Raw genomic sequence first — 24,547 nt, 5'->3', positions numbered from 1 at the left:
TTCCGGATATTAAGAAAAAATCAATGAATACTGAATACAAAAACAATGATGTCCGCAAACAAGAGCCGGAAATTAATATCACCGATATTCTCCATCTTATATGGGTTAATTGGTATTGGTTTGTATTGTCTGTTTTGGTTTGTGGTGGGATAGCTTTCTTTTATTTAAAGTCTTCTTCCAAAGTATACAGTCGGAAAGCATCCGTTTTGATTCGTGACGACTCCAAAGGTGGTGGAATGAGTGAATCGGCGGCTTTCTCTGACCTATCTCTTTTCGGTGGTAAACGTAATGTGGATAATGAGGTACTTGTTTTTCAATCCCGTCATTTGATGGAGGAGGTTGCGCGGCGTTTGCATTTGGATATGAGCTATAAGGTGAAGAATGGTCTGCGCAATGATGAACTTTATACCCATGCTCCGGTAACCGTTTCTTTTCCGGAAGCGGAGGAACGGCAGGTTATAAAAGTCATGGTTACTCCTGTTGATTCTGCTACGGTGCGTCTTTCCGGATTCTCTTTAGCTGTAGGGGGTGGGGGCGTTCATTCGGAAGAGGTTTTGGATGTACATCTGAATGATACCGTTTCTACTCCGATTGGCCCGATGGTTGTTACTCCTACGTTGTACTATACGGATGTATTTTACGGTAAGCCCGTAAATGTAGTCAAATCCAATTTGGAGAGTGTTATCGAAGGGTATCGTGCCAGATTGAAAGTGTCTCTTGCCAGCAAGACGGCCACCATTATCAATCTTGTCTTGGATGACGTCTCTACTGCCCGTGCGGAAGACATTCTGAACATGCTTATTGCTGTTTATAATGAGGATGTTATCAATGATAAGAACCAGATAGCCGTAAATACTTCCAAGTTTATCAATGAGCGTCTGATCATCATCGAACGTGAATTGGGAAGTGTGGATGCCAATATCGAAAGCTTTAAACGTGAAAATCAACTGACGGATATTACTTCCGAAACTGGCATGTATCTTGCCAATACGAGTCGTTATCAGCAGGAAGGTCTCAGCTTGGAGAATCAGTTGAGTATAGCCAGATACATTAAAGAGTATTTGACGGATCCTCAGAAAAGTTCGGACCTGATTCCTGCCAATACGGGTATATCGGATAACAGTGTCGAATTCCAGATCAAGGAATACAATGATATCCTCTTGAAACGTGATAAATTGGTGGTGGGTAGTAGCAGTAAGAACCCGATTGTGATGGATCTGAACAACTCTCTGAGTGCAATGAAGCAGACGATTATTCGTTCGGTGGATAATCTGATTGTCGGCCTGAATATCCAGTTAAAGAATATCCGTGAACAGGAAGAGCAGACCACGAAGCGAATTGAGGCCGTTCCTGCCCAGCAGAAATATGTGCTTACAGTAGAACGCCAGCAGAAGATCAAGGAGGAACTTTACCTTTACTTGTTGAATAAGCGTGAGGAGAATGCCTTGACACAGGCTATTACGGAGAGTAATGCCCGTATCATAGATGCTGCTTCGGGTAGCAGTGCTCCGGTGGCACCTAAAACAATGACAATTTTCTTGGCTTCCATTGTTTTAGGTTTAGGTATTCCCATGGGTGTATTCTGGTTGTTGAATGTGACGGATACGAAAGTCCGTACCCGTAAGGAATTGGATGAAGTTTTAACCATTCCTTTCTTAGGTAATATTCCCCGCCATGGCAATAATAATAAGAGTGAAGATTCGGATGGTATTGTTGTCCGTGAGAACAGTCGTGATTCGGTTTCCGAGGCTTTCCGTATCATTCGTACGAACATGGACTTTATGCGTATGAAGTCTGATAAATTGCAGGTTGTTATGTTTACTTCCGCCAATCCGGGTGCAGGTAAAACCTTTGTCTCGAGTAATCTGGCCATGAGTATCGCCCAGACGAATAAAAAAGTTGTTCTGGTTGACGTTGATATCCGTAAGGGAACATTAAGTGGTATTTTCTCTAACTCTTCCAACCGTATGGGACTGACACATTATCTTTCGGGAAGTACGGATAAGTTGGATGATATCATTGGTAGGAGTGAGGAGTATGATAAGCTGGATGTCATTTTCTCCGGTCCCGTACCTCCCAATCCTGCCGAATTGTTGTTGAGTGAGCGTTTCGACCGTCTGATAACGGAACTTCGTAAACGTTATGATTATATCATTGTGGATAATGTTCCTGCGGGTATGGTTGCCGATGCTTCCATTGTGAACCGTGTGGCCGACCTAACTATTTTCGTAGTCCGTTCGGGTGTGATGGATCGTCGTCAGTTGCCTGAATTGGAGAATATGTACCGTCAGGAACAACTTCGCAATATGTCGGTGATATTGAATGGAGTTCCTTCAGATCATAAGGGCTACGGTTATGGCTATGGTTATGGCTACGGCTATGGTTATGGGTATGGTTACGGTAATGAAGATCATAAACACAAAAAAGGGAAAAAAATACGAAACTTTTTTTCCCATTTTCTAAAATGATAAACAGTATTTTTTTATTCATACAATTCAAGAAAAGCATAATATCATTTCTGAATCCTCATACATTTGAATAGATCGGTCTGGATTAAACTCACATGCATGTAGAGAAGATTGCGGATAGACTCAAATGAGACTCAACGAAGGACTCACGTTTCGCTCTAATCTTAATTAAAAGGAACAAAAGAGAAAACTTTATTTTTCCCCTTTAGACAGAGAGGTTTTCAAAAGTAAATTAAGGATCAAGAGTATATAAAAGGAAAACAATATTATATGTTTAACTTAGAAAAATTCATAGCTGACTCAGTAACGTCTCGTTCAGTCAGTATGTTTGCAGCAGATATTGAGGCAAACAAGGGAACTCTTACTACTGAAATTAAAGGTAAGAAAGTATGTGTGATTGGTGGTGCCGGTAGCATCGGTTCATCATTCATCAAAGCAACTCTTCGGTTCGAACCTGCTTCGGTTGTAGTCGTTGACCTCAACGAGAACGGACTTGCAGAGCTTGTTCGTGATGTTCGTTCGACTGAAGGTCTCTTCGTACCAGAGGAATTTCGTTGCTACACACTCAACTTCGCAGATCCTATTTTCGAGCGCATTTTTTGTGAGGAGAAGGGTTTTGACATCGTTGCCAACTTCTCTGCTCATAAACACGTACGTTCTGAAAAAGATAAATACTCAGTTCAGGCGCTGATCGAAAACAACGATATCAAGGCTAAGAAGTTGATGGATCTTCTTACTATCTATCCCCCTAAACACTTCTTTTGTGTGTCAACCGATAAGGCTGCAAATCCTGTGAATATCATGGGTGCCAGCAAGCGTATCATGGAGGATCTCGTAATGGCTTATAATAAGTTTTTTAAGGTTACTACAGCTCGCTTTGCTAATGTAGCATTCTCTAACGGTTCGCTTCCTGATGGTTGGATACATCGTTTACAGAAGAAACAACCTCTTGCAGCACCTTCTGATGTAAAGCGTTATTTCGTATCTCCAGAGGAGTCTGGCCAAATCTGTATGCTCGCATGCATTCTTGGTAAGGGCGGTGAGGTGTTCTTCCCTAAATTGGGCGAAGACCAGATGCTCACATTCTCATCTATTTGTGATGATTTCATAAAGGCGGAGGGCTTTAAGAAGGTTGAATGCGATAATGATCTTTCCGCAAAGAAGTATGCAGCTGATATGGACTACGAATCAGACGCATACCCTGTTGTTTATTTCAAAAGCGATACCACTGGCGAGAAAGCATACGAGGAATTCTATGTACCAGGCGAGAAGATCAATATGGAACGTTTCATGGCGCTTGGTGTTGTTGAACAAAGCACACATCGTAATATGGACGAAATTAATCAGTTCTTCATTGACTTGGAGAAGCTCTTTGTAAATGTAGATTTCACCAAGGCTCAGGTTGTTCATGCTATTAAGAAGTTTATTCCTAATTTCGAACATGAAGAGAAAGGAAAGAATCTTGATCAAAAAATGTAAAATGAATAAATAGATAATAGTCATGGTTGATTATAAAAATACAATTGACTTTATTAAGTCTATATATGGCAACCAAGAGTTTATTCCTTTGGCTGTTCCTGTTTTCGTGGGTAATGAAAAGAAATACCTCAACGAGTGTATTGATGCTACCTTTGTTTCTTCTGTAGGTAAGTTTGTTGATCGTTTCGAGGAGGATATGGCAAAATATACAGGTGCTAAGAAGGCTGTAGTTTGTGTGAGTGGTACTAATGCGCTTCACATGGCTTTACAGCTTGTTGGCGTAAAGAAAGATGATGAAGTGCTTACACAGGCTTTGACTTTTATTGCAACCTGTAACGCATTGAGCTACATTGGCGCTCATGCAGTATTCTTGGATGTTGAGCATTCTACAATGGGGCTTTCCCCTGAGGCAATGAAAGAATGGCTCCAGAAGAACGCTGAGGTTCGCAAGAACACCCGCCTTGGTGAAGTTGACAAGAGCTGTGACTTCGCATACCATGAAGATAACCTTGCATGTTACAATAAGAATACAGGTCGCAGAATCAAAGCTTGTGTGCCAATGCATTCATTTGGCCATCCAGTTCGCATTGAGGAGATTGCTGCTCTTTGTGAGGAATGGCACATTGAACTTGTTGAGGATGCAGCTGAATCAATCGGCTCAACATATAAAGGCAAGCATACTGGTACCTTTGGTAAGGTTGGTGCTATCAGTTTCAATGGCAACAAGACCATAACCACTGGTGGTGGTGGAATGATGCTCTTCAATGATGAGGAGTTTGGTGCTTATGCAAAGCATATCACTACTCAGGCTAAAATCCCACATCGTTGGGAGTTTCGTCATGATCATATTGGATATAACTATCGTATGCCAAACGTGAATGCAGCTTTGGGCTGTGCTCAGTTGGAGAATCTTGATAAGTATATAGCAAGCAAGCGCAAGATTGCAGCTGAATACGAAGCCTATTTCAAGGATGTACCTGAGATCGAGTTCTTTGTTGACTCACCTGATACCTTCTCTAACTATTGGCTCAATGCAGTTATTTTGAAAGACAAAAAGGCGCAAATCGACTTCCTCACACAGACAAACGATAATGGTGTGATGACGCGTCCCATTTGGGAGCTCATGAACCGTCTACCAATGTTTGAGAAATGCGAGAATGACGGCTTGAGGAATACTATCTTCTTTGCGGATCGTGTTGTCAATATCCCAAGTTCCGTACGCCTTTCTGATTTACCAAATAAATAATGCACAAGCCTTTAATTTTTATTGGAGGTGGTGGTCACTGCAAATCAGTGATAGAAGTTGCAGAGAGTGCAGGATATAGCATTCTTGGCATTCTTGATATGCCAGAAAATGTGGGTAATGAAGTACTCCCCGACCATAGGGTTATTGGTACTGATGATGACATATCTACTTATGTTGATAAAGCAGAATTTGTCATTACTGTTGGTTTTATCAAGAATCCGGCTATCCGCATTAAACTATTCAATAAGGTGATAGAGGTTGGAGGCAAGTTGGCAACAATTATTGCTTCAACTGCACATGTTTCAAAATACGCTACATTAGGTAAGGGTACCGTTGTGATGCATCATGCATTTGTGAATGCTGGTGCTCAGATTGGCAACAATGTCATTATCAACACCTTTGTAAATATTGAGCATGATGCATATATTGGTAGCCAATGTCATATTTCTACAGGCACAATGATAAATGGTGACTGTAAGATAGGTAAACGTGTATTTATTGGCAGTCAGTCAGTTCTTGCCAATGGTATTACTATTGGCGATGATATTATCGTTGGTGCAGGTTCTGCTGTTAGAAAATCAATATCAGAAAAAGGTATTTATGCAGGTAATCCTGCTATCATTAAAGTAAGGACTAAATAATGGCACATACATTAATTATTGCTGAAGCAGGTGTCAATCACAATGGCTCTATACAGATCGCTAAGAAATTGGTAGATGCTGCTGTAGAAGCAGGTGTTGATATCATCAAGTTTCAGACATTCAAGGCTGATAAATTGGTGTCTAAGGATGCTAAGAAGGCTGAATATCAGAAGCGGAATATTGGGGATGGCAATGATTCCCAATATGACATGCTCAAAAAATTGGAGTTGTCTCATGAGGATCATCAGACGCTCATTGCTTATTGCAAGGAGAAAGGTATCCGCTTCTGGTCAACTGCTTTTGATTTTGATAGCATTGATTACTTGCATTCGTTGGGATTGAACCTTTGGAAGATTCCTTCAGGCGAAATCACCAATTATCCTTTCATCCGCAAGATTGCCAAATACAGGGAAAATGTTATCATGTCAACTGGTATGTGTGTTGGAGAAGATATTCATAAAGCTATCAATGTTTTGAACGAATTCGGCGTAGGTAAGGATCAGATTACCGTTCTGCATTGCAATACACAATATCCAACACCTTTTGAGGACGTAAACCTCAAGGCTATGTTGACTATCAAAAAGGACTTTGATGTGAATGTAGGTTATTCTGACCACACCCGTGGTATTGAGGTGCCTATAGCAGCTGTAGCTCTTGGGGCATCTGTCATCGAGAAACATTTCACTCTCGACCGTAATCTTCCTGGTCCTGATCATAAGGCATCACTTGAACCGGCAGAATTGAAGGTTATGGTTGGTGCTATTCGCAATATTGAAAAGGTTTTGGGTGATGGAGAGAAGAAAGTAACTGTTTCTGAACGAGCAAACATTACTGTTGCCCGTAAGAGTATTGTGGCTGCTTGTCCTATCAAGAAAGGGGAGTTGCTGACTGAAGATAATATTACTGTTAAACGTCCTGGTACTGGTATTTCTCCAATGCGCTGGAATGAGGTTATTGGAACTGCTGCCACAAAAGATTATTCAGAAGAAGAGCAAATTTCGTTATGAGAAAAATATGCTTTGTAACAGGTAGTCGTGCAGAATACGGACTTCTGAGCGGTTTGATGAAATCCGTTAAGAATGATTCTAAATTACAACTTCAGATTGTTGCAACCAACATGCACCTTTCTCCTGAGTTTGGGTTTACTTATCGTGAAATCGAGAAAGAGGGTTTCACAATAGATAAGAAAGTGGAAATGCTGCTTTCTTCCGATACTGCTGTTGGTACTGCTAAATCAGTGGGACTTGGAATGATCAGTTTCGCTGATGTTTTCGAGGATATCAATCCGGATTTGATAGTAATCCTCGGAGATCGCTATGAAATGATTGCAGTAGCATCTGCTGCATTATTCCATAAGATTCCTATTGCTCACCTTCATGGAGGTGAAATTACAGAAGGCGCGTATGACGATTGTATTCGTCACGCTATCAGTAAAATGAGTCATCTACACTTCACTTCAACTGAAGCTTATCGCAACAGAGTTATTCAGTTGGGTGAACAGCCGGAGCGTGTATTCAATGTGGGAGCTATCGGAGTTGAAAATATTAAACATGTACCTGTGATGAGCAAGCACGAACTTGAAGCAAGTCTTGATTTCAAGATGAGTGATAAATGCATTATTGTAACTTATCATCCTGTGACTCTTGAAGATAATTCTGCAGAACAACAAAGTAAGGCACTACTCAGTGCCCTCGATTCCCTTGAGGATTATAAGATTATATTTACTTATCCCAATTCGGATACTAATGGTCGTGTCATCATTGAGAAGATCAATGAATATGCTACTACACATCCAGAGAAAGTTAAGGCTTGGCCTTCATTGGGCTTAAAGCGATATCTTTCAGCACTGCATTATGCAACAGCTGCAGTTGGCAATTCATCAAGCGGAATCATTGAGGTTCCTTCCTTCGGCATTCCTACGCTTAATATTGGTGATCGTCAGAAAGGTCGTATTGCTGCAGATAGTGTTTTTAATTGTGAAGCAACTGAATCAGCAATTAAGGAAGGTTTATATATAATTCTGAGCGATAATTTCATTGCGAAAGCAAAGCAAACTCGTAATCCTTATGAAAGAGAGAATACTACTGAGAATATTTTGAATGTCATCAAGACATATCCTCTTGATAACATAATTGAAAAGCATTTTTATGATATAAATCAATGGAATCATTAGTCATTATTCCAGCACGTGGTGGCAGTAAGGGAATTCCACATAAGAATATTAAACCATTAGCAGGTAAATCGCTTATTTGTTATACTATAGATGTAGCTCGTTCTATCTGTCATGATGAGGATATTTGTGTTTCTACCGATGATCCTGAAATTATTAAAGTGGTAGAAGATTATGGTTTAAAAGTACCTTTTGTTCGTCCTGCAGAATTGGCTACAGATAAGGCTGGTACTTACGGAGTACTACTTCATGCTCTAAAATTCTATGAGGATAAAGGCAAGCATTATGACAACATAGTGCTTCTTCAAAATACTTCACCTTTTCGTAAAGTAGAACATCTTAAAGATGCGATAAAACTCTATTCTCCTGATATTGATATGGTCGTATCTGTAGTTGAAACATCATCCAATCCTTATTATAACTGTTTTGAGGAGGATGATAATGGTTATCTTCATATCTCTAAAGGCGATGGTAAGTTCGTTCGCAGACAGGATGTTCCTACAACATATGCGTATAATGGTGCCATCTACATTATTAATCCTGAGAGTTTAAAGCGTGAATCGCTTGGAGAATTCAAAAGGAGAGTAAAATATGTGATGGATGAGACTTCTTCTGTAGATCTTGATACAATGCTCGATTGGAGTTATGCTGAATTTTTGATCAAAGAAAATATAGTCGTACTATGATAGATAATCGTCATTTTATTACAAAGGATAAGACACTGCTTGATGCGCTTAAGCAGATTAATTCCTTAGGTTCTGGTCCGCTCGTACTTTTTGTTCTAAATGAGAGTGAACAGATGGTTGGTACCCTTACCGATGGAGATGCTCGTAGAGCACAGATTGCGGGTGTCTGTATTAACGATACACTTGATAAGGTGATGCATCGCAAATTCAATTTCCTTCGTCAAGCTGTTAATGATGATGTGGCACACATTCGTGAGCAGAAGGCACTCAAAATGAAGCTTGTTCCTATATTAGACAAGCAGGATCATATAGTCGAAATTATCAATATAGACAAGTATCGTACTAGGTTACCTATCGATGCTGTCCTTATGGCTGGAGGAAAGGGAGAACGCCTTCGACCATTTACAGAGAAGACGCCGAAACCATTACTTAAAATGCAGGGTAAGCCTATCATTGATTATATAGTTGAGCATATTATCAGTTTTGGTGTCAAGAATATCTCTGTTACTGTTAATTATCTTAAGGAACAGATTGAGGAACATTTTGCTGAGCCAAAAGATGGTATTCAGGTAAAATGTTTTAGTGAGCCTAGATTCTTGGGCACCATTGGCAGTATCGTCTATGTAGAGAATCTTGAGAGTGATACAATTCTTCTAATGAACTCAGATGCAATCACAGATTTGGATCTCGAGGAATTCTATCTTCACTTTCAAGAGCATAATGCAGATATGAGCATAGCTGCTATTCCTTATACTATCTCGGTTCCATATGGTATTCTCGATCTTGAAGGGCGTAATGTAAAGAGAGTGTTTGAGAAACCAACATATAATTATTATGCAAATACTGGTATCTATTTTATCAAACGCGAATTATTAAAACTAATTCCACCAGGTGAGTTTTTTAACGCTACTGACTTTATGGAAATACTTATGAATAATGGTTATAAAGTTGTTCGTTTCCCACTCAATGGAACATGGATAGATATTGGAAATCCGCAGGAATACCAGAAAGCAAAGGAAATAGTCAAGCATATGAGATTTGAATAGACACAGTAATCTATTTCTTGCTTAATAATAAATATATGAATGAAAATTAGTCTTACTCATAAATAAGGAATGAAGAGAAATAATTCGCATAATAAGTTTAAAATATCAGATTTTTTTGGTGTAAAAGAATTATTAATTTCTTTTTTTCCAATATTATGTGCCTACAATTTGGGGGCCTTTCCTTTGGGGCTATTGATTATTGTGCTCTTGATGTTTTTATGTATTATAAAGCCTGGTAAAACCGACTATCACCTTTATAAGCCGTTAATTATCTTTTTGGCTTTCTATTTAATACATGATTTAGTATTATCAGTATTTGTAACTGCCTCTGGTTCATATTTTATTAATTCGATTGTCGAGCAAGTAATTTATTTAGCTTCTATTGTGATAATATCTCCCAAATTAAATGCGAATAAATTTAAATGGTGCCTATATTTAGTTAGCTTAGTAAGTATTATTGGCTTGACATACCAAATGAATGAAATATTGTCTTCTGGTTTCGCTCATCCACTTGAGGTACCTGGTTTAGATATGCCTATAAAACGATTGGAAAATTTATCTGCTCGTCCTTCTTCTTATTTTATGGAACCTGCGGCTTATGTGAATTTTATGTTCGCTCCAATTGCGCTTTCACTTATTGAGAAAAAATATGTATGGAGTGCAATCATAATTATCTCAATGTTTATAACCACTTCCACAACTGGTATTATTTCTGCCTTTATTCTTCTTACTGCTTATGTCTTAACTCAAAATATAGGTTGGAAGAAGAATATTATTTTACTCATTTTTGGAAGTGTGTTATTCTATAGCTTAATAAATTTGTCTATTTTTGATGCAGGTGTGGAAAAACTTGATACAGTTAATACAGAAACCAATATGAGAATTCGTCAAGGTCCTAGTATTGTAAGTACAATGGAACCTTTTGATTTCGTTTTAGGTGTACCTTATGCAAATCCTGCAGATTATTGTCGTGCAGGAAAAGCTGCAGGTGCTAATTATATATTTCTTGGAGATAGTATATACATGTCAACATTTTGGCTTGTAATTTTTAGATTTGGTATTGTTGGATTACTATTCTATTTGTTAATATTCTATAAATTATACAGAAGCTGTAAAGTTGTTCGTCCTTATATAGTTGGTTTGTTAGCTACAATATTTACTGGGTCCTTTTTTATTGGACCTTTATTTGTATTTCCAATGATTGTTATGTATAATATGTCACAAGAAAAGTATACGGAATGAAAAAAATAGGAATAATAACATATTTTTACTATTATAATTATGGTACTATGCTTCAGGGTTATGCACTTCATAAAGCCTTGGAGAAGATAGGGGATAGCAAATATCACGTAGAAATTATTGATTGCCGATTTGGAGAAAAAGAATTCACTAAGTGGGAAGTTTTAAAAATAAGAATCAAGCGACTGCTTGTTTATCTTAGGGAGTTTGAAAGAATAAGAAAACAAACATATTACAAACATGAGTTTTTATTAAGAAAACCTGCATTTGATGATTTTGCTAAGAGTGAATGCTGTTTGAGTAGGAATATGTATCCTACTACTTTAGACTTGATTAATAATCCACCTTCTTATGATATTTATTTTACAGGTTCAGATCAGACTTGGAGTCCAAAGATAGGTTTTAGAGATTCTTTGTTTCTTACCTTTGCCAAGCCAGGAGCTGTGCGAGCAGCTTATGCTCCAAGTATTGGAGTAACATCATTCTCAGATATAGAGTGTACTTATGTAAAAGAAAGACTGCAGCATTATCATTTTGTTTCATGTCGTGAGCGATATGGGTCAGAAATACTACAGCACTTGTCACCCATCGAAGTTACAACAGTAGTTGATCCAACTTTACTTTTAACAGCCGAAGAGTGGCGCCAAATTACCGTGAGGCCAAAATGTGCAGGTAAATATATTCTATGTTATTTCTTGGGACATCGTACTTATTATCGTGCTTTCGCGAAACAGTTATCCAAGCAACTTGGCCTTCCATTGGTTTTTCTTCCTGTTTCTTATGTTGATTTTTCACAAGATAAATCTTTGCAGTGGGAAGCTGGTCCTAAAGAATTCCTTGGATTAATAGATAATGCAGAGGTTATTCTTACAGATTCCTTTCATGGTTCTATTTTTAGCATAAACTTCAATAAAAATTTTTATAGTTTTGTAAAGCATACAGGTCTAAGGGCTATGGATAATATGCGTATTTTCGATATTCTCGAACGTATGGATCTCATTGATAGATTTATATCGGAATACAATGATGGTATTATTGATTACCAGCCAATCGATTATTCACATACGAATGAGTTACTTACTGTAGAGCGAAAAGTGTCCAAAGAATATCTGATGACGATATTAAATTCTGTGAAATGATAATATGTCCACATGATCAATGTACAGGATGTGCAGCTTGTTTAAATAGTTGTAGTCATAATGCTATTAAAATGGTGCAAGGTATTAATGGCCATTTGTATCCTGAAGTGAATGATGATGTATGTGTGGGATGTAAGCTTTGTGTGAATATATGCCCCAATAATCATCTTCCAGAATATCATAAGAATATGGCTGCATATATTGCAACAGCCATAGATAGTGATGAGGCAAAGACTTCTACAAGTGCTGGAATTGCTACTGTTTTTTCTCGCTTCATTATTAGGCAGGGAGGTGTTGTCTATGGTAGCTCAGGTATTGATTGCACACACATTCATCATATCAGAGTTAACTCTGAACATGAACTGTATAAAATCAAAGGCTCTAAATATGTCCATAGTGCAATAGAGGATATTCTTCTTAAAGTTAAAACAGATTTAAAGATAGGATTGAAGGTTTTGTTTATTGGAACACCATGTCAAGTCTCAGGATTATTAAGTTACTTACGTAAGCCATATGATAATCTTTATACAATAGATTTTGTATGTCATGGTGTCCCAAGTCAACAGATTCTTACAGATTGTATTATTGCATGTTTGCCGAATGAAAATCCATCTAAAATAGATTTGAAATTTCGCATAAAAGAAAAGGGTAAAAGTAGATACGGCTTATTTGCTTTTGATAAAGACGGTAAAACATTATATCGCTCTTTGTTTCCAGACAATGGATATATTACAGGTTTTCTATATGGGTTGTTCTATCGTGAAAGTTGTTATCAATGTCATTTTACTCGTCCTGAGCGAGTTTCAGATTTAACAGTAGGTGATTATTGGGATCGAGAACATCAAATTAATCTTGTAAATAGTTCAGAAGGCCTATCCATGTTGGCAATTAATACCGAAAAAGGGAGTGCTTTAGTTAATAAATGCGATGGAATGATTATGAAAAATCCTTATGATTATTCGCAATTAGTAATTAGAAATGGTCAATTATCACATCCAATTAAGAAACATTCAAGGTATGAAACGTTTAAGAGAGATTATATTGAAAAAGGGGCGCTCTTGGCTATCAATGGGAATATAAAAAATGATGTTAAGAGAATTAAAAGGAATTTATTCCTTATTAAGATATCACATATTGTATATCAGATTCCTGGATTAAATAAATTATACAGAATATTAAGAAGTTTGTAGATATGAAAGTTATCACATTAACAACGCAATATGCGAACAATATGGGGGCACAATTACAATGCTATGCATTATCAAGATATTTGATAGAAGAAGAACATGTAGATTGTGAGGTTCTTGACTATTACCCAGATGGTGCAAGTCGCAGTTGGTCATATTTTCCCACTCCAAGATCTTTTAGAGATTTTCTAAAGAATATTTATTGTTTAGTAAACTTCAAACTTCTTTTCTTCAAAATGAAGAAGCAAAGATTGATGAAAAAGTTTATTATTAAGAATGTCCCTTTAACTCACAAAAGATATCATAGAATAGATTTAAGAAAAAATCCTCCTTTGGCTGATGCTTTTATCGTAGGTAGTGATCAAGTATGGAATTTTATATATAGATGTGATGAAACTTATTTTTTTGATTTTGTTGATAAGTCGAAGTCGAGAATAATAGCTTATGCTCCAAGTATTGCAGATCCATGGAATGACGAACAGGCTAAGCATATTCAACCTTATCTTGAACGTTTTAATTCTTTATCTGTTAGGGAGGAAGGTAATTTAGAACAAGTAAAAAGTTTGTCACCCCAAAATAATCCTGTAGTTGTTGCAGATCCAGTTTTCTTGTTAAAGAAAGATCAATGGGATACTATGGCAAATCATCAATTTTGTATTGACGAGCCATATATTCTTTGTTATTTCCTTAGTGTTACATCTCTTGCAATCGAAACTGTTGCAAAAATTAGAGAACTTACTGGATTGAAAGTAATACATTATAACCTTTGTGCATTGGATAAATTCAATAGTGAGCGTGATATACATTATGGTGATCCTGCAGATTTTGTTGGGTTGATCTCTCGTGCATCTTATGTGTGCACAAACTCTTTTCATTGTTCTGCTTTCTCTATAATTTATAAAAGGGATTTTATGTTCGTTCCAAAACATATGGCGAATGAACGTGTTTCAAATCTAGTTGAAAATTTCGGATTATCAGATGTTTTTTCAACTTCAGACAAGTTAAAAACTTTAAAGAAAGAAGATCTAAAAGTCGATTATAGTCATGTTGATGAAAAAGGGAAAGCATATATAGATTTCTCAAGAAATTATTTGCATAATTCTTTACTTTAAAATATGAAAAACAAGATAGAATTAGCGTCTATTTCTTCGTGTACAGGTTGTAGTGCTTGTGTAGATATTTGTCCTACTCAAAGTATCACTATGAAGCTGAATGGGGCACTTCATTATTTTCCTCATATAAATGATGATACGTGTATATCTTGCGGGAAGTGTATGAAAATTTGTCCAATACTCTCTCCTCTTACTGCAGAAGAGAGTGTACAGAGATACTATGCAGCTTGGAGTACAAATGATGATATTAGAAAAGGAGGAACATCAGGAGGAATTGGTACCGCATTTGCAAGCAATGCTATTGAGAAAGGATGGGCAGTTATTGGTGCAGCATTCGATGAAGAATGGAATTTGATTCAATGTCTTGCAACATCATTAGATGACATAAAGAGGTTTAAAGGGTCAAAATATCTTCAAAGTAAATCAGATCAATGTTATAAAGATATTGTAAGATTGATTTCACAAGATCAGCATGTTTTATTCATTGGAACTCCATGCCAAGTGGAAGCTGTTAAGAAAATAATACCTGTTTCTAAACGCAATCTTCTTCTTACTTGTGGAATTATTTGCCATGGAGTTAATTCGCCTGTTGTTTGGTCTGCTTATGTAGATTCATTAGAAAAAAAGTACAAGTCGAAATTAATTAGTTATAATTTTAGAAGTAAATTGAAAGGGTGGGGACAAGATCAGCGAGGCAATGTAAGATTAAATGTTACATATCATTTTGCAAATGGAAAAGTAGTTAATGAGCCTGCTTGGAAAAATCAATTTCATTATTGGTTTGGATTGCATTTAATGATGCGAGAGAGTTGTTTTCATTGTTTATATAGAAAAGAACAAAGAAATTCAGACTTAACAATTGGAGATTTTTGGGGGGTACAACGAATACTGCCTAATCTTCAGAATGCTCATGATGGAGTTTCTGTTGTAGTAACAAGTACATCTCGGGGTGAAGAGTTTTTCTCGCAGTGTTCTGATATAGAGAAATATGTTGTTGATTCAAATTCCACCCAAAAAGTATTAAAAGGATATTTAGATACTCGAAGCGAAAGCGTGAAAAAAGAAGAGGTAGAAAGAATGAAACTTTTCGATCTTGATTACGGAAAATGTGGTTTCAACAAACTTAAAAAGAAATATTCAGCCCCTACATTTGTTGGTAGGTTTTTTGAGTCAGTTAAATTTTATTTAGGCATAAAATCATGAATTTAGCCAAAACTTCATTTTGGATTACACTACTTTTAGTAGTTGGCTATATAATAGCTTTTGTAAAGGAAAGTTTTATTGCCAACTATTTTGGCGTTTCCAATTTCGTCGATGCATATAATATTGCAATTCAGATTCCAGTTATTATTTTTTCCTTTGTCTCTGTTGCGATAAAATCTGTAGTTATTCCTGTTTATTCGGATATATATTATAACAAAAGTATTCAAGAAGCAAATAAGTTTGCAAGTAGTTTCATAACACTAAATATTTTAATAGCTTGTGCTATCTTTTTTATTGGAGAAACTTTAGCGGGACCATGTATATATTTGTTTGCTCCTGGTTTTGATGCTAGTACTCATGATATTGCTGTTAGTTTGCTAAGGATTACTTTTCCTACAATAGTTTTTACTGTAGTAACAGATATTATTACAGGTATATTGAATGTTCACAAGAAACTTGTTTTACCTTGCGCCGCTGTTTATTTGTTGCAACTTTCTGTAATTTTGATGATAGTATTCTTTCATGCAAAATGGGGAATTTCTGCAGCATGTATAGGTCAGGTTGTAGGGAGTATTCTTCAGATGACCTATTTGTATGTTATTGCTAGAAAAATATATCAATATAGAATCCAAACAAATTTCAAGAATGTTGAGGTTGTTAAAGCTTTAAAGATGAGTGGACCTGTTATTTGGGGTATCAGTATTGCGGAGGTCAATGCGATGATAAATAGAATGGTTGGATCTTTTTTATTTGTTGGATCAATTTCTGCATTAGGCTATGCCGGAAAAATAAATTCTGTATTTCTTGCATTTTGTGTAAACGCGATATCTATTGTAGTTTTCCCTTTATATGCAGAGGCATCCGCAAAAAATGATATGGCACAATTGAACCGTCGAGTTAATTTTACTCTTACGGTAAATGTTCTTTTACTTATGCCATTAATGTGTTTGGTTTTTTGCCTTCGAGAAGAAATTATTGAAGTTGCCTTTGCAAGAGGAGCCTTTGACAAAAATGCTGTAACTCTTACCCAAGGTATTCTTGGATGTTATACTATAGGACTTTTATTTAGCGCGTTCCGAGAAACACTTACAAAGGTTTTTTATTCAATGAAAAATACATCAGTGGTTGCTAAAAATGCGACAATGGGGGTTTTGTTGAATATAGCCCTTAATTTATCATTGCCTTGGTTTCTTGGAGTTAAAGGGTTGGCCTTAGGTGCGAGTTGTTCTGTAATGTTTATTTCTATTCGTTTATTATGGTTGTTAACCCAAAAAGTAGAAAATATTAAATTGAGCTATTTTTATAAGAATTTGAAAGTATTGCTTTTTGCATCAACTTTGGTTTTTATTATTCTTTTCTTCTTTAGGAATTATGCGCTAAATATGACTGCGATTATAAGGTTAGGTTTGGCAACTGTTATTACTGTTTTTGTTTATTCAAGTGTACTTCTTTTTGCAAAGCCAGATGTAGTTTGTGATATATTGAAGTACGTAAAAAAATAATCTCTAACATATTTTGTAATGGTTAAACTGGCAATTAGAGATGATGATACTAATTACTTTACAAAAGTGTCTGATCTTGAGGGTCTTATAAATGATTTGGGTGGTTTCCCTGTTTCTTTTGCTGTAATTCCAACTGTTACCGATGTGTCGACATTTGGGGCATGTTCTGATACAAAAGGTAATACAGAACCTAAGTTTGTTGGTGAAAACAAAGAATTGGTGAGCTGGTTAAAGAATATGGTTTCTGCAAAGAAATGCGACATACTTTTACATGGTATTACTCATGGCTATAAATTTGCAGGTGGAACTAGGTTACCAGAGATGGTTTGGAGAGCAGATGATGTCGATATCTCTAAAGAAATCGGTTACTGGAAAGCGAATTTTACTCAGCTATTCGAGTATGAAGTTTCATGTTTTGTTGCTCCTAGTAATATTATTGTCAAGAAATGTATTGATGCAGTTGTAAATAATAATTTAAATTTCTCAGGTATTATACCTATTAACTTTCAAAGGAAATTTACTTTTCGTAATATAGCTAATTATTTTGCTCGTTGGTATTATAGGGTAAAAGATAAAGTGCCTTATCCTGGGGTGCTGACATATTCTGACCATAAAGAAATTAATGCATGTACATTAAGAAATGTAGATTATCTTATCAAGATGTATGACTATTGTGATGCTCACAATTTGCCAATGGTTATTAACACACATTATTGGAGTTTGCGTGATAATGATAAACAGCGAACTATACTTTTATCTTTTATGAAATATGCCAAAGATAAAGGCATGGAACCAATTCTTGTTTCTGACTTAATGAAATAAACATGAAGATACTTGAAGTTACTACACATGTAACCATAGATGATGATTCACGGTTTACGAGAAATAGAACAGGATTCGGATATATGGTTTATGATATTGCAAAATACATTGCAAAAAAAGAGCAAGTTGACCTTTTTTGCACTACCATTATGACCGAGGGAGTTTCTCGAGACAATCTCAGAATATTGAGGTGGAATTGGTATCTTCTTTTATCTTCTTTTAGATTTGGCAATATTATATCAGGTCTAAAGTTTATTAATAAATATCCAGTTCCTGGGTTGTTTTTGAGGTTTAGGATTCTATTTTTTTATTTGTTAAATGGATATTTATCTAAGATAATTAACGATTATGATGTTATTCATATTCATGGATGTACACCATTGACAGAGGTCGTTTTAGATGTCTGTAGAAAAATAGGTAAAAAATGCCTCGTCACTCTTCACGGATTAAATAGTATTGGTGATAGTGTAAACTTAAGCGGTTCTTTGAAACAATATGAACGTGATTTCTTGAAGAAAGCTGTTGTTGAAAAAATCCCCCTTTCTTTTATAAGTTCTGGAGATTGTAAGAATGCTTCTACTATCGGTGAGTGCGACGTCATTCCTCAAAATTGGTATGTGATTTCAAATGGATGTAATATAGTTAGGTCAGCTAATAACCAAAGTATAAGATCAAAATATAATATTGATGACTCTGACTTTCTTTATGTTTATGTTGGGAACATATCAAAAAATAAGAACCAAATTGCGGTTGCTAAAGCATATAGCATGTTGCCTATAGAAGAACAGAAGAGAATTAAGGTGATTTTTGTTGGAAATGAAGCAGATCAAGGAGAATTATCACATTTTATTAATAGCAAAAAATTAAATTCAAAGCTTTTACTTGCAGGTTTTGTACCCAAAGAGGAGGTTCATAACTATTATTATTCATCTAACGCAACGATTTTGGTTAGTATTCAAGAAGGTTTTGGTTTAAGTATTATTGAAGGATTTGTATATGGAAAACCCAATGTTACATATACCGATTTGTCATCAGTTCCAGATGTATATAATGATAAAGTCATGTTAACGATTCTTGATAGATCTCCCAAATCTCTTGCGAAGGCATTAATTGATGCATCTCATATTGAGTGGAATATAGATTTTATTTCTCAATATTCTAAACAATTTTCTTTGGATGCCATGGCGGATAAATACCTCAATGTTATTAAGAATTTATAAAGTATGAATACATCTAAAATAATGGAAATGTTTGAATGGGGGAGAAAAACTTTATTTGAAATTCCTCCTGAAGAACAAGAAAAATATATTGAAAATATAGGAAAGCCAAAAGGTGATTGGGATAGGTCGTTTAAGCAGTATTGTTGTATTGAGTTTTTCTCTAATTGGCAAAGAACTTTGTTGCTGAACTTGCTGGCAATTATTCTGATTATTATTTATATTCCTTATGCTTTTGTGAAGTATTTTTTTAATAAACGAATTCCGAAAAGAAAAGTAGATGCTATAGGAGAATTCAAGGGGTTAACAGAAATTATTCCTGTATCCTTATCTAAGAAATATGAGATTAATAATGATTATTGGTTTGTAGGCTCTGAACTTTCTCCTTCTGATTTGAACTATGTTTGCAAATTAATTTGTGAGTATTTCTTTTACCCGTATTTCTTATTTAAGAATGTAGCTAAAGTTGCTCGTTATAGTTATACAATTAGTCACTTTTCTCCGAAAGCTATAATTGTTCATGATGAGTATTCATTTACATCTTCATTGCTTACTGATTATTGTGAGAGAAATAATGTTATGCATATTAATGTAATGCATGGAGAGAAATTCTATACCATAGGTACTGGCTATTTTAGATTTCACAAATGTTATGCATGGGGAGAGCATTATGTTAAACTTTTTACTGATTTATATGCAGATGAAAAGCAATTTGTTATTGAATTACCTCCTAGCTTGAAGATTGATGTCAAAAAATATTTTGATAGTAAGCAGTTTGTAGATTATAAATATTATCTTCAAATTTATACTGAGGACCAGCTAAAAACTATAGTCAATTGCATGGAAATACTTAAGCAAAATGGTTTTTCCATTCTTTATCGTCCCCATCCTAGAGCTAGTAATATGTCATTATTAAAAAAATATGTGGTAGTATCTGAAATTGAAAATCCACTAGACGTAAATATTGAAACTTCTATTTCTAATACAAATCATGTTATAAGTGGTTTTTCTACAGTGATGAATCAAGCATATTATGCTGGAATAGATATACTTTTCGATGATATTACCTATAATGAAATATTTGCAAATTTAAAGAAATATCGTTATATATTAAGTAAGGAAAAATTGTCAACGTTTTCTTCAGTTGTAAATTATTATAAGAATGAGATATAAAGTTTTAATTAAGACATTTCTTGGCTTTCCTCGATTATTGTGGCATTTCTTTCGAAAGAACCGATTTGGTGTTGGTGTGGTTGTAGAAGGTAATGTTTTTATGAGTAATTGTTCGGTTGGAAAATATGCATATATTGGAAAAGATTGCGTTATTAACTATTCGAAAATAGGTAACTATTGTTCTATAGCACCAGGTGTTCAAATAGGAGGTATGGAGCATAATTATTCAGACATGTCTACTTGTGTCCATCTTAATTTAAAGCAGCACTATGGTGTTCAAACAATTATAGAGGAAGATGTGTGGATTGGTGCAGGTGCTATTATTAAACAGGGGATAAAAATTGGCAGGGGGGCAGTAATAGGAGCTAATTCTTTTGTTACAAAAGATGTGCAACCCTACTCTATATGGTTTGGTACTCCTGCAAGATTTTATAAAATGAGATTTGATGCATCAAAAATAACCCTTTTAGAGGATTCTCATTATTGGCAAAAAAAACCTCGTTTTGCGAAAAATATCTTAATGTCTTTGAAGGATGAGTTTTGTAAGTAATTTTTCGGTTTGTATGTCGGTTTATAAAAACGATGATCCGACAGATTTCACAGAAGCTGTATTTAGCGTTTTCAAGCAGTCTTGTCCTCCTGACGAGATTGTACTTGTTATAGATGGTCCTATACCTCAACCCCTAATGGAGGCTATAAAAAAACTTCAGAAAGTTATTCCTATTTTGAAGGTTATCCCTCTTGCTCAGAATATGGGTCATGCTGTAGCTCGACAAACCGGCCTAGAGGCAGCTAAAAATGATCTTTGTGCAGTGATGGATGCTGATGACTTATCTGTACCTAATCGTTTTGAGAAGCAGCTGAAAGTATTTGAAGAGCATCCTGAGGTTAGTGTGGTTGGTGGTATTATTAACGAATTTATTCAAACGACGGAGAATGTAGTTGGTACTCGTATGGTGCCTGAGAATGATGCTGATATAAAAGAGTACCTTAGGAGTCGTTGCCCGATGAATCTTGTTACTGTAATGTTGAAGAAAAGTGATGTGATGAAGGTGGGGGGATATCAAGATTGGTATTGTGAGGAAGACTATTATCTTTGGATTCGACTGACGTTGGCAGGATATAAATTTTATAATATTCAAGATAATTTGGTAAATGTTCGAGTTGGCGAGGAGATGTATCAGCGGAGAGGCGGTAAGAAGTATTTCGATAGCGAAGTTCGCTTGCAGAAGTATATGCTTAACCATAATTTGATTTCATTCCCAAACTATTTGTATAATGTGCTTGTTCGTTTTATAGTTCAAGTAGCATTACCAAACAAGTTGCGAGGTTGGGTATTCCAGACATATGCAAGAAAATAAGTTTATGAATCATATTGTTTTAACAACGACTCATACAGGTTTTAATTATGGTACAAGTTTGCAAGTACTTGCAGGTAAATATATTGTATCAAAACTAGGGTATAAATGTGATTTTGTGCGTCCAAAATCTTTAATTAAGGGTAGAGATATTCGAGTTGGGAAACTACTAAAAATACTCTTCCGTGTTATTTCGCTTGGTGACTTTAAAAAGTTGACTCCGTTTGTTTCATCATACAAAAAAAAGTTTATTGAAGGAACTGATTTAAAATATTTTGAGTTTAATGATAAATATCTTAAGCCTCAGGAACTTTCGTGGAAAGAATTACAAAAATCAGCGGAAGAAGCTGTAGCGTGTTTGGCTGGTAGTGATCAAATATGGATACCAGATGCACTATATGTGGATCCAATTTATTATCTTCGTTTTGCGCCAGAGAATAAACGTATTGCATTTGCTCCTAGCTTTGGTCGTGACAAGATTGCTCGATATAATGTAAAAAAAATCAGTAAATGGATAAATGAAATACCCTACCTTTCTGTAAGAGAGGACAGTGGAATAAAACTCATAAAAGATTTGACGGGTAGAGAGTCAATCCATTTGCTTGATCCCACATTAAGTGTAAGTCGGGAAGAATGGAAGAATATTCTAAATATTACTGAAAAGAAAGATAATTATATCCTTTCTTATTTTCTTGATACACCATCGGAGTTTGCAAAAGCAAAGATGAAAGAACTTCAAGAAGAGTTAGATTGTCCTATCATAAATATACCATATGAATTTGAAGATAATGATTATTTTGATAAGCAAATGAGTGCTGGACCAAAGGAATTTGTATCTTTAATTCTCAATGCACGTCTTGTTTGTACAGATTCATTTCATGGTACAGTTTTTTCTTTAAATCTTCATACTCCTTTTTATATATTTGAAAGAATGTATGGGACTGCAACAAAGCAATCTGTTCGTATAACCTCTCTTCTTTCACAATTCTCTCTAATGGAAAGATATCAACAGGTTAATCCTGTATCAGTTGTGGATAATATCGATTTTGAGGCTGTTGATAAGATCCTTGAGACGGAAAGAGTAAAGACATATAGATATTTGCAGAATGCTATAGCTAATATAAAAAGTAATGAAAAATAATGTTTTAGATAATTCTTCCATCAGAAATTGCACTAGTTGTGGTCTTTGTGTATCCGTTTGCGGAAAGGATGCATTATCTTTACAATTGGATAACGAGGGCTTTTATCGACCTGTAATTGATGAAGAAAAGTGCGTCGAATGCGGCATTTGTAAGATGTCCTGTTATAAATATGATAATAGCTTTCAGATGTCTGATGAAATTGTTAGTAGCTTTGCAGCGACCAATAGAAATGAAAGCCAATTATTAAAATCAAGTAGTGGGGGGATATCGCGACTTTTAATGGAAGAATGCATAACTAGAGGCTATCGTGTTTTTGGTTGCATGTATAATCCACAGTCTGAAGATGCTCATTCTATAGTTACTGATAGTCTAGATGATTTAGATAAGTTTTATGGTTCTAAATATTTTCAGAGTTATACAGTTGATGGATTTAGTGAGATTATTAAAGACAAGAGTAGTCAGAAATATGCTTTGTTTGGTACTCCTTGCCAAATCTATGCTTTTTCCAAAACTAGAAAGTATATAAAAAGTCCTGATAATTATTTATTGGTTGATATATTTTGTCATGGATGCCCTTCAATGAATCTGTGGAAAGCTAATCTTGCGAGTGTAAAGAAGTCCTACAGTCAGAATGTATTTGATGAAATTTTTTTTAGGACAAAAAAATATGGTTGGCATGAATACTGTATTGATTTTAAGTCTGGAACTTCATCTCATTCTAGTAAGAAGATTGATGATCCATTTTTTGATCTTTTCTTCAGTGCAGATATTATGAATGAGGCATGTTATGATTGTAAAGCCAGAAGTACAATGACTTATTCTGATATACGTATTGGGGATTTTTGGGGACCTAGATACGAATTGAATGACAAGGGTGTTTCGGCAGTATTAATCGGTAGTCCTTTAGGAACCAATATTTTTGATACGATAAATGATAAAATTATTGTTGAAGATGCTAACTTTAATGAGATTATTTCTGCCCAATCTTATGGCCGGACATTAACCTTCAATACCGAAAGGCGAAAATTTTTATTGGAGAGTATCGTTAATTGTGACAATTTGAGTTCTGTACATGAAAAATATGTCTCAATGCTTCCTTTTTCTATAAGAATTAAAAAAACACTTAAGGGAGTAGTTAAACACCTTCCTAAAACAATGTACTTTCCAATTCGAAAATTATTACATTTGATATATTTTACTTGTAAGTACCCAATTAGGGCTATAAAATGAAAGGAATTCTTTTGTTGCGAACAAAAAATCATAATTATGTATAGCAGCGAAGATTTAGAGAGGTTTTACTCTCGGTACCAAACCGAGATCTTGTCTCGTGGAAAATCGCTTCAATCATTCTGTGTTAAGAACAAAATTCCTTATCACATCTTTAAGATGGTATAAGAATGCTCGTAAAAAGGTAATCAAAATTGTTGGTATCCCTACTGATTAGTATGAGGTAGGGATCAAATTGGTTACCAAATCTCAGAAAGCATCGGGTAGTACCGATAATCCTGTCCGAATTTGAATTGATATTCGTATAAGTAAGGTCTGCATTTGAGACAAAAGAATGCAAACTATTAGAATTTAGTCTGAATAGTAGAGAAAATGGAGGTTTTATGCAGAGTGTTATCTGTCTAAATCATTTTATTATGTATGTGATTTTACCAATATGTGTTGCAAGCATAGTAGAGTGTTTTCAAAAATATCTTTAACGGGTGAGGGG

General features: G+C 35.4%; 21 protein-coding genes. All 21 read left to right on the top strand.

Annotated features, from left to right (window positions below):
* Nucleotides 1-23: 23 nt before the first annotated feature.
* The 21 genes from K8P02_RS14990 (at nt 24) to K8P02_RS14890 (ending at nt 24,060) form a co-directional block, all read left to right on the top strand.
* Nucleotides 24-2,468: a GumC family protein gene (locus K8P02_RS14990; RefSeq protein WP_223381490.1), complete on the top strand. Its 2,445-nt coding sequence runs from the start codon at nt 24-26 to the stop codon at nt 2,466-2,468.
* Between the two features lie 270 nt (nt 2,469-2,738).
* The gene (locus K8P02_RS14985; protein WP_025868194.1) at nt 2,739-3,947 is read left to right on the top strand and encodes a polysaccharide biosynthesis protein; all 1,209 of its coding nucleotides are present in this window, start codon (nt 2,739-2,741) and stop codon (nt 3,945-3,947) included.
* Nucleotides 3,948-3,969: 22 nt separating this feature from the next.
* Nucleotides 3,970-5,193 (top strand): LegC family aminotransferase, encoded by a 1,224-nt coding sequence (locus K8P02_RS14980; RefSeq protein WP_025868193.1) that lies wholly within the window; start codon nt 3,970-3,972, stop codon nt 5,191-5,193.
* Nucleotides 5,193-5,834: an acetyltransferase gene (locus K8P02_RS14975; RefSeq protein WP_223381488.1), complete on the top strand. Its 642-nt coding sequence runs from the start codon at nt 5,193-5,195 to the stop codon at nt 5,832-5,834. The genes K8P02_RS14980 and K8P02_RS14975 overlap by 1 nt, the downstream gene beginning before the upstream one ends.
* Entirely contained in the window at nt 5,834-6,841 is a 1,008-nt protein-coding gene (neuB, locus tag K8P02_RS14970) for an N-acetylneuraminate synthase (protein ID WP_025868192.1), read from the top strand. Before K8P02_RS14975 ends, neuB begins: the two co-directional genes overlap by 1 nt.
* Nucleotides 6,838-8,007 carry a UDP-N-acetylglucosamine 2-epimerase gene (gene neuC, locus K8P02_RS14965; protein WP_025868191.1) on the top strand — a complete coding sequence of 390 codons (1,170 nt, stop codon included), beginning with the start codon at nt 6,838-6,840 and terminating at the stop codon, nt 8,005-8,007. The genes neuB and neuC overlap by 4 nt, the downstream gene beginning before the upstream one ends.
* Nucleotides 7,995-8,690 (top strand): acylneuraminate cytidylyltransferase family protein, encoded by a 696-nt coding sequence (locus K8P02_RS14960; RefSeq protein ID WP_025868190.1) that lies wholly within the window; start codon nt 7,995-7,997, stop codon nt 8,688-8,690. Before neuC ends, K8P02_RS14960 begins: the two co-directional genes overlap by 13 nt.
* A complete protein-coding gene (locus K8P02_RS14955; RefSeq protein WP_025868189.1) occupies nt 8,690-9,736 on the top strand; it encodes a sugar phosphate nucleotidyltransferase in 1,047 nt (348 codons plus the stop codon). The genes K8P02_RS14960 and K8P02_RS14955 overlap by 1 nt, the downstream gene beginning before the upstream one ends.
* A gap of 69 nt (nt 9,737-9,805) precedes the next feature.
* A complete protein-coding gene (locus K8P02_RS14950; protein WP_025868188.1) occupies nt 9,806-10,978 on the top strand; it encodes a hypothetical protein in 1,173 nt (390 codons plus the stop codon).
* Nucleotides 10,975-12,114: a polysaccharide pyruvyl transferase family protein gene (locus K8P02_RS14945; RefSeq protein WP_025868187.1), complete on the top strand. Its 1,140-nt coding sequence runs from the start codon at nt 10,975-10,977 to the stop codon at nt 12,112-12,114. Before K8P02_RS14950 ends, K8P02_RS14945 begins: the two co-directional genes overlap by 4 nt.
* A 71-nt stretch (nt 12,115-12,185) precedes the next feature.
* The gene (locus K8P02_RS14940) at nt 12,186-13,304 is read left to right on the top strand and encodes a Coenzyme F420 hydrogenase/dehydrogenase, beta subunit C-terminal domain (RefSeq protein ID WP_262903042.1); all 1,119 of its coding nucleotides are present in this window, start codon (nt 12,186-12,188) and stop codon (nt 13,302-13,304) included.
* 2 nt (nt 13,305-13,306) lie between these two features.
* Nucleotides 13,307-14,413 (top strand): polysaccharide pyruvyl transferase family protein, encoded by a 1,107-nt coding sequence (locus K8P02_RS14935; RefSeq protein WP_223381486.1) that lies wholly within the window; start codon nt 13,307-13,309, stop codon nt 14,411-14,413.
* A gap of 3 nt (nt 14,414-14,416) precedes the next feature.
* Nucleotides 14,417-15,616: a Coenzyme F420 hydrogenase/dehydrogenase, beta subunit C-terminal domain gene (locus K8P02_RS14930; protein WP_081768165.1), complete on the top strand. Its 1,200-nt coding sequence runs from the start codon at nt 14,417-14,419 to the stop codon at nt 15,614-15,616.
* Nucleotides 15,613-17,118 carry a murein biosynthesis integral membrane protein MurJ gene (gene murJ, locus K8P02_RS14925; protein WP_025868182.1) on the top strand — a complete coding sequence of 502 codons (1,506 nt, stop codon included), beginning with the start codon at nt 15,613-15,615 and terminating at the stop codon, nt 17,116-17,118. Before K8P02_RS14930 ends, murJ begins: the two co-directional genes overlap by 4 nt.
* 18 nt (nt 17,119-17,136) lie before the next feature.
* Entirely contained in the window at nt 17,137-17,940 is an 804-nt protein-coding gene (locus K8P02_RS14920; RefSeq protein ID WP_025868181.1) for a DUF2334 domain-containing protein, read from the top strand.
* 2 nt (nt 17,941-17,942) lie between these two features.
* Nucleotides 17,943-19,160: a glycosyltransferase family 4 protein gene (locus K8P02_RS14915; RefSeq protein ID WP_025868180.1), complete on the top strand. Its 1,218-nt coding sequence runs from the start codon at nt 17,943-17,945 to the stop codon at nt 19,158-19,160.
* A gap of 3 nt (nt 19,161-19,163) precedes the next feature.
* Nucleotides 19,164-20,330, top strand: a complete 1,167-nt coding sequence (locus K8P02_RS14910; RefSeq protein ID WP_025868179.1) for a hypothetical protein — start codon at nt 19,164-19,166, stop codon at nt 20,328-20,330.
* Nucleotides 20,320-20,880: a CatB-related O-acetyltransferase gene (locus tag K8P02_RS14905; RefSeq protein ID WP_025868178.1), complete on the top strand. Its 561-nt coding sequence runs from the start codon at nt 20,320-20,322 to the stop codon at nt 20,878-20,880. The genes K8P02_RS14910 and K8P02_RS14905 overlap by 11 nt, the downstream gene beginning before the upstream one ends.
* Entirely contained in the window at nt 20,864-21,691 is an 828-nt protein-coding gene (locus tag K8P02_RS14900; protein ID WP_223381483.1) for a glycosyltransferase, read from the top strand. The genes K8P02_RS14905 and K8P02_RS14900 overlap by 17 nt, the downstream gene beginning before the upstream one ends.
* 4 nt (nt 21,692-21,695) lie before the next feature.
* Nucleotides 21,696-22,829, top strand: a complete 1,134-nt coding sequence (locus K8P02_RS14895) for a polysaccharide pyruvyl transferase family protein (protein WP_155921497.1) — start codon at nt 21,696-21,698, stop codon at nt 22,827-22,829.
* Nucleotides 22,819-24,060 (top strand): Coenzyme F420 hydrogenase/dehydrogenase, beta subunit C-terminal domain, encoded by a 1,242-nt coding sequence (locus tag K8P02_RS14890; RefSeq protein WP_223381481.1) that lies wholly within the window; start codon nt 22,819-22,821, stop codon nt 24,058-24,060. Before K8P02_RS14895 ends, K8P02_RS14890 begins: the two co-directional genes overlap by 11 nt.
* Nucleotides 24,061-24,547: the final 487 nt, after the last annotated feature.

This window comes from Bacteroides nordii, from assembly GCF_019930665.1.
Classification (GTDB): Bacteria; Bacteroidota; Bacteroidia; order Bacteroidales; family Bacteroidaceae; genus Bacteroides; species Bacteroides nordii.
The sequence above is the reverse complement of the archived record's forward strand: the minus strand, read 5'-3'. Positions and strand labels throughout refer to the sequence as shown.

Coding starts and splice junctions, on each gene's coding strand:
- K8P02_RS14990 (WP_223381490.1), top strand. CDS start 24: ATGAATACTGAATACAAAAACAATGATGTCCGCAAACAAGAGCCGGAA.
- K8P02_RS14985 (WP_025868194.1), top strand. CDS start 2,739: ATGTTTAACTTAGAAAAATTCATAGCTGACTCAGTAACGTCTCGTTCA.
- K8P02_RS14980 (WP_025868193.1), top strand. CDS start 3,970: ATGGTTGATTATAAAAATACAATTGACTTTATTAAGTCTATATATGGC.
- K8P02_RS14975 (WP_223381488.1), top strand. CDS start 5,193: ATGCACAAGCCTTTAATTTTTATTGGAGGTGGTGGTCACTGCAAATCA.
- neuB (WP_025868192.1), top strand. CDS start 5,834: ATGGCACATACATTAATTATTGCTGAAGCAGGTGTCAATCACAATGGC.
- neuC (WP_025868191.1), top strand. CDS start 6,838: ATGAGAAAAATATGCTTTGTAACAGGTAGTCGTGCAGAATACGGACTT.
- K8P02_RS14960 (WP_025868190.1), top strand. CDS start 7,995: ATGGAATCATTAGTCATTATTCCAGCACGTGGTGGCAGTAAGGGAATT.
- K8P02_RS14950 (WP_025868188.1), top strand. CDS start 9,806: ATGAAGAGAAATAATTCGCATAATAAGTTTAAAATATCAGATTTTTTT.
- K8P02_RS14945 (WP_025868187.1), top strand. CDS start 10,975: ATGAAAAAAATAGGAATAATAACATATTTTTACTATTATAATTATGGT.
- K8P02_RS14940 (WP_262903042.1), top strand. CDS start 12,186: ATGGTGCAAGGTATTAATGGCCATTTGTATCCTGAAGTGAATGATGAT.
- K8P02_RS14935 (WP_223381486.1), top strand. CDS start 13,307: ATGAAAGTTATCACATTAACAACGCAATATGCGAACAATATGGGGGCA.
- K8P02_RS14930 (WP_081768165.1), top strand. CDS start 14,417: ATGAAAAACAAGATAGAATTAGCGTCTATTTCTTCGTGTACAGGTTGT.
- murJ (WP_025868182.1), top strand. CDS start 15,613: ATGAATTTAGCCAAAACTTCATTTTGGATTACACTACTTTTAGTAGTT.
- K8P02_RS14920 (WP_025868181.1), top strand. CDS start 17,137: ATGGTTAAACTGGCAATTAGAGATGATGATACTAATTACTTTACAAAA.
- K8P02_RS14915 (WP_025868180.1), top strand. CDS start 17,943: ATGAAGATACTTGAAGTTACTACACATGTAACCATAGATGATGATTCA.
- K8P02_RS14910 (WP_025868179.1), top strand. CDS start 19,164: ATGAATACATCTAAAATAATGGAAATGTTTGAATGGGGGAGAAAAACT.
- K8P02_RS14905 (WP_025868178.1), top strand. CDS start 20,320: ATGAGATATAAAGTTTTAATTAAGACATTTCTTGGCTTTCCTCGATTA.
- K8P02_RS14900 (WP_223381483.1), top strand. CDS start 20,864: ATGAGTTTTGTAAGTAATTTTTCGGTTTGTATGTCGGTTTATAAAAAC.
- K8P02_RS14895 (WP_155921497.1), top strand. CDS start 21,696: ATGAATCATATTGTTTTAACAACGACTCATACAGGTTTTAATTATGGT.
- K8P02_RS14890 (WP_223381481.1), top strand. CDS start 22,819: ATGAAAAATAATGTTTTAGATAATTCTTCCATCAGAAATTGCACTAGT.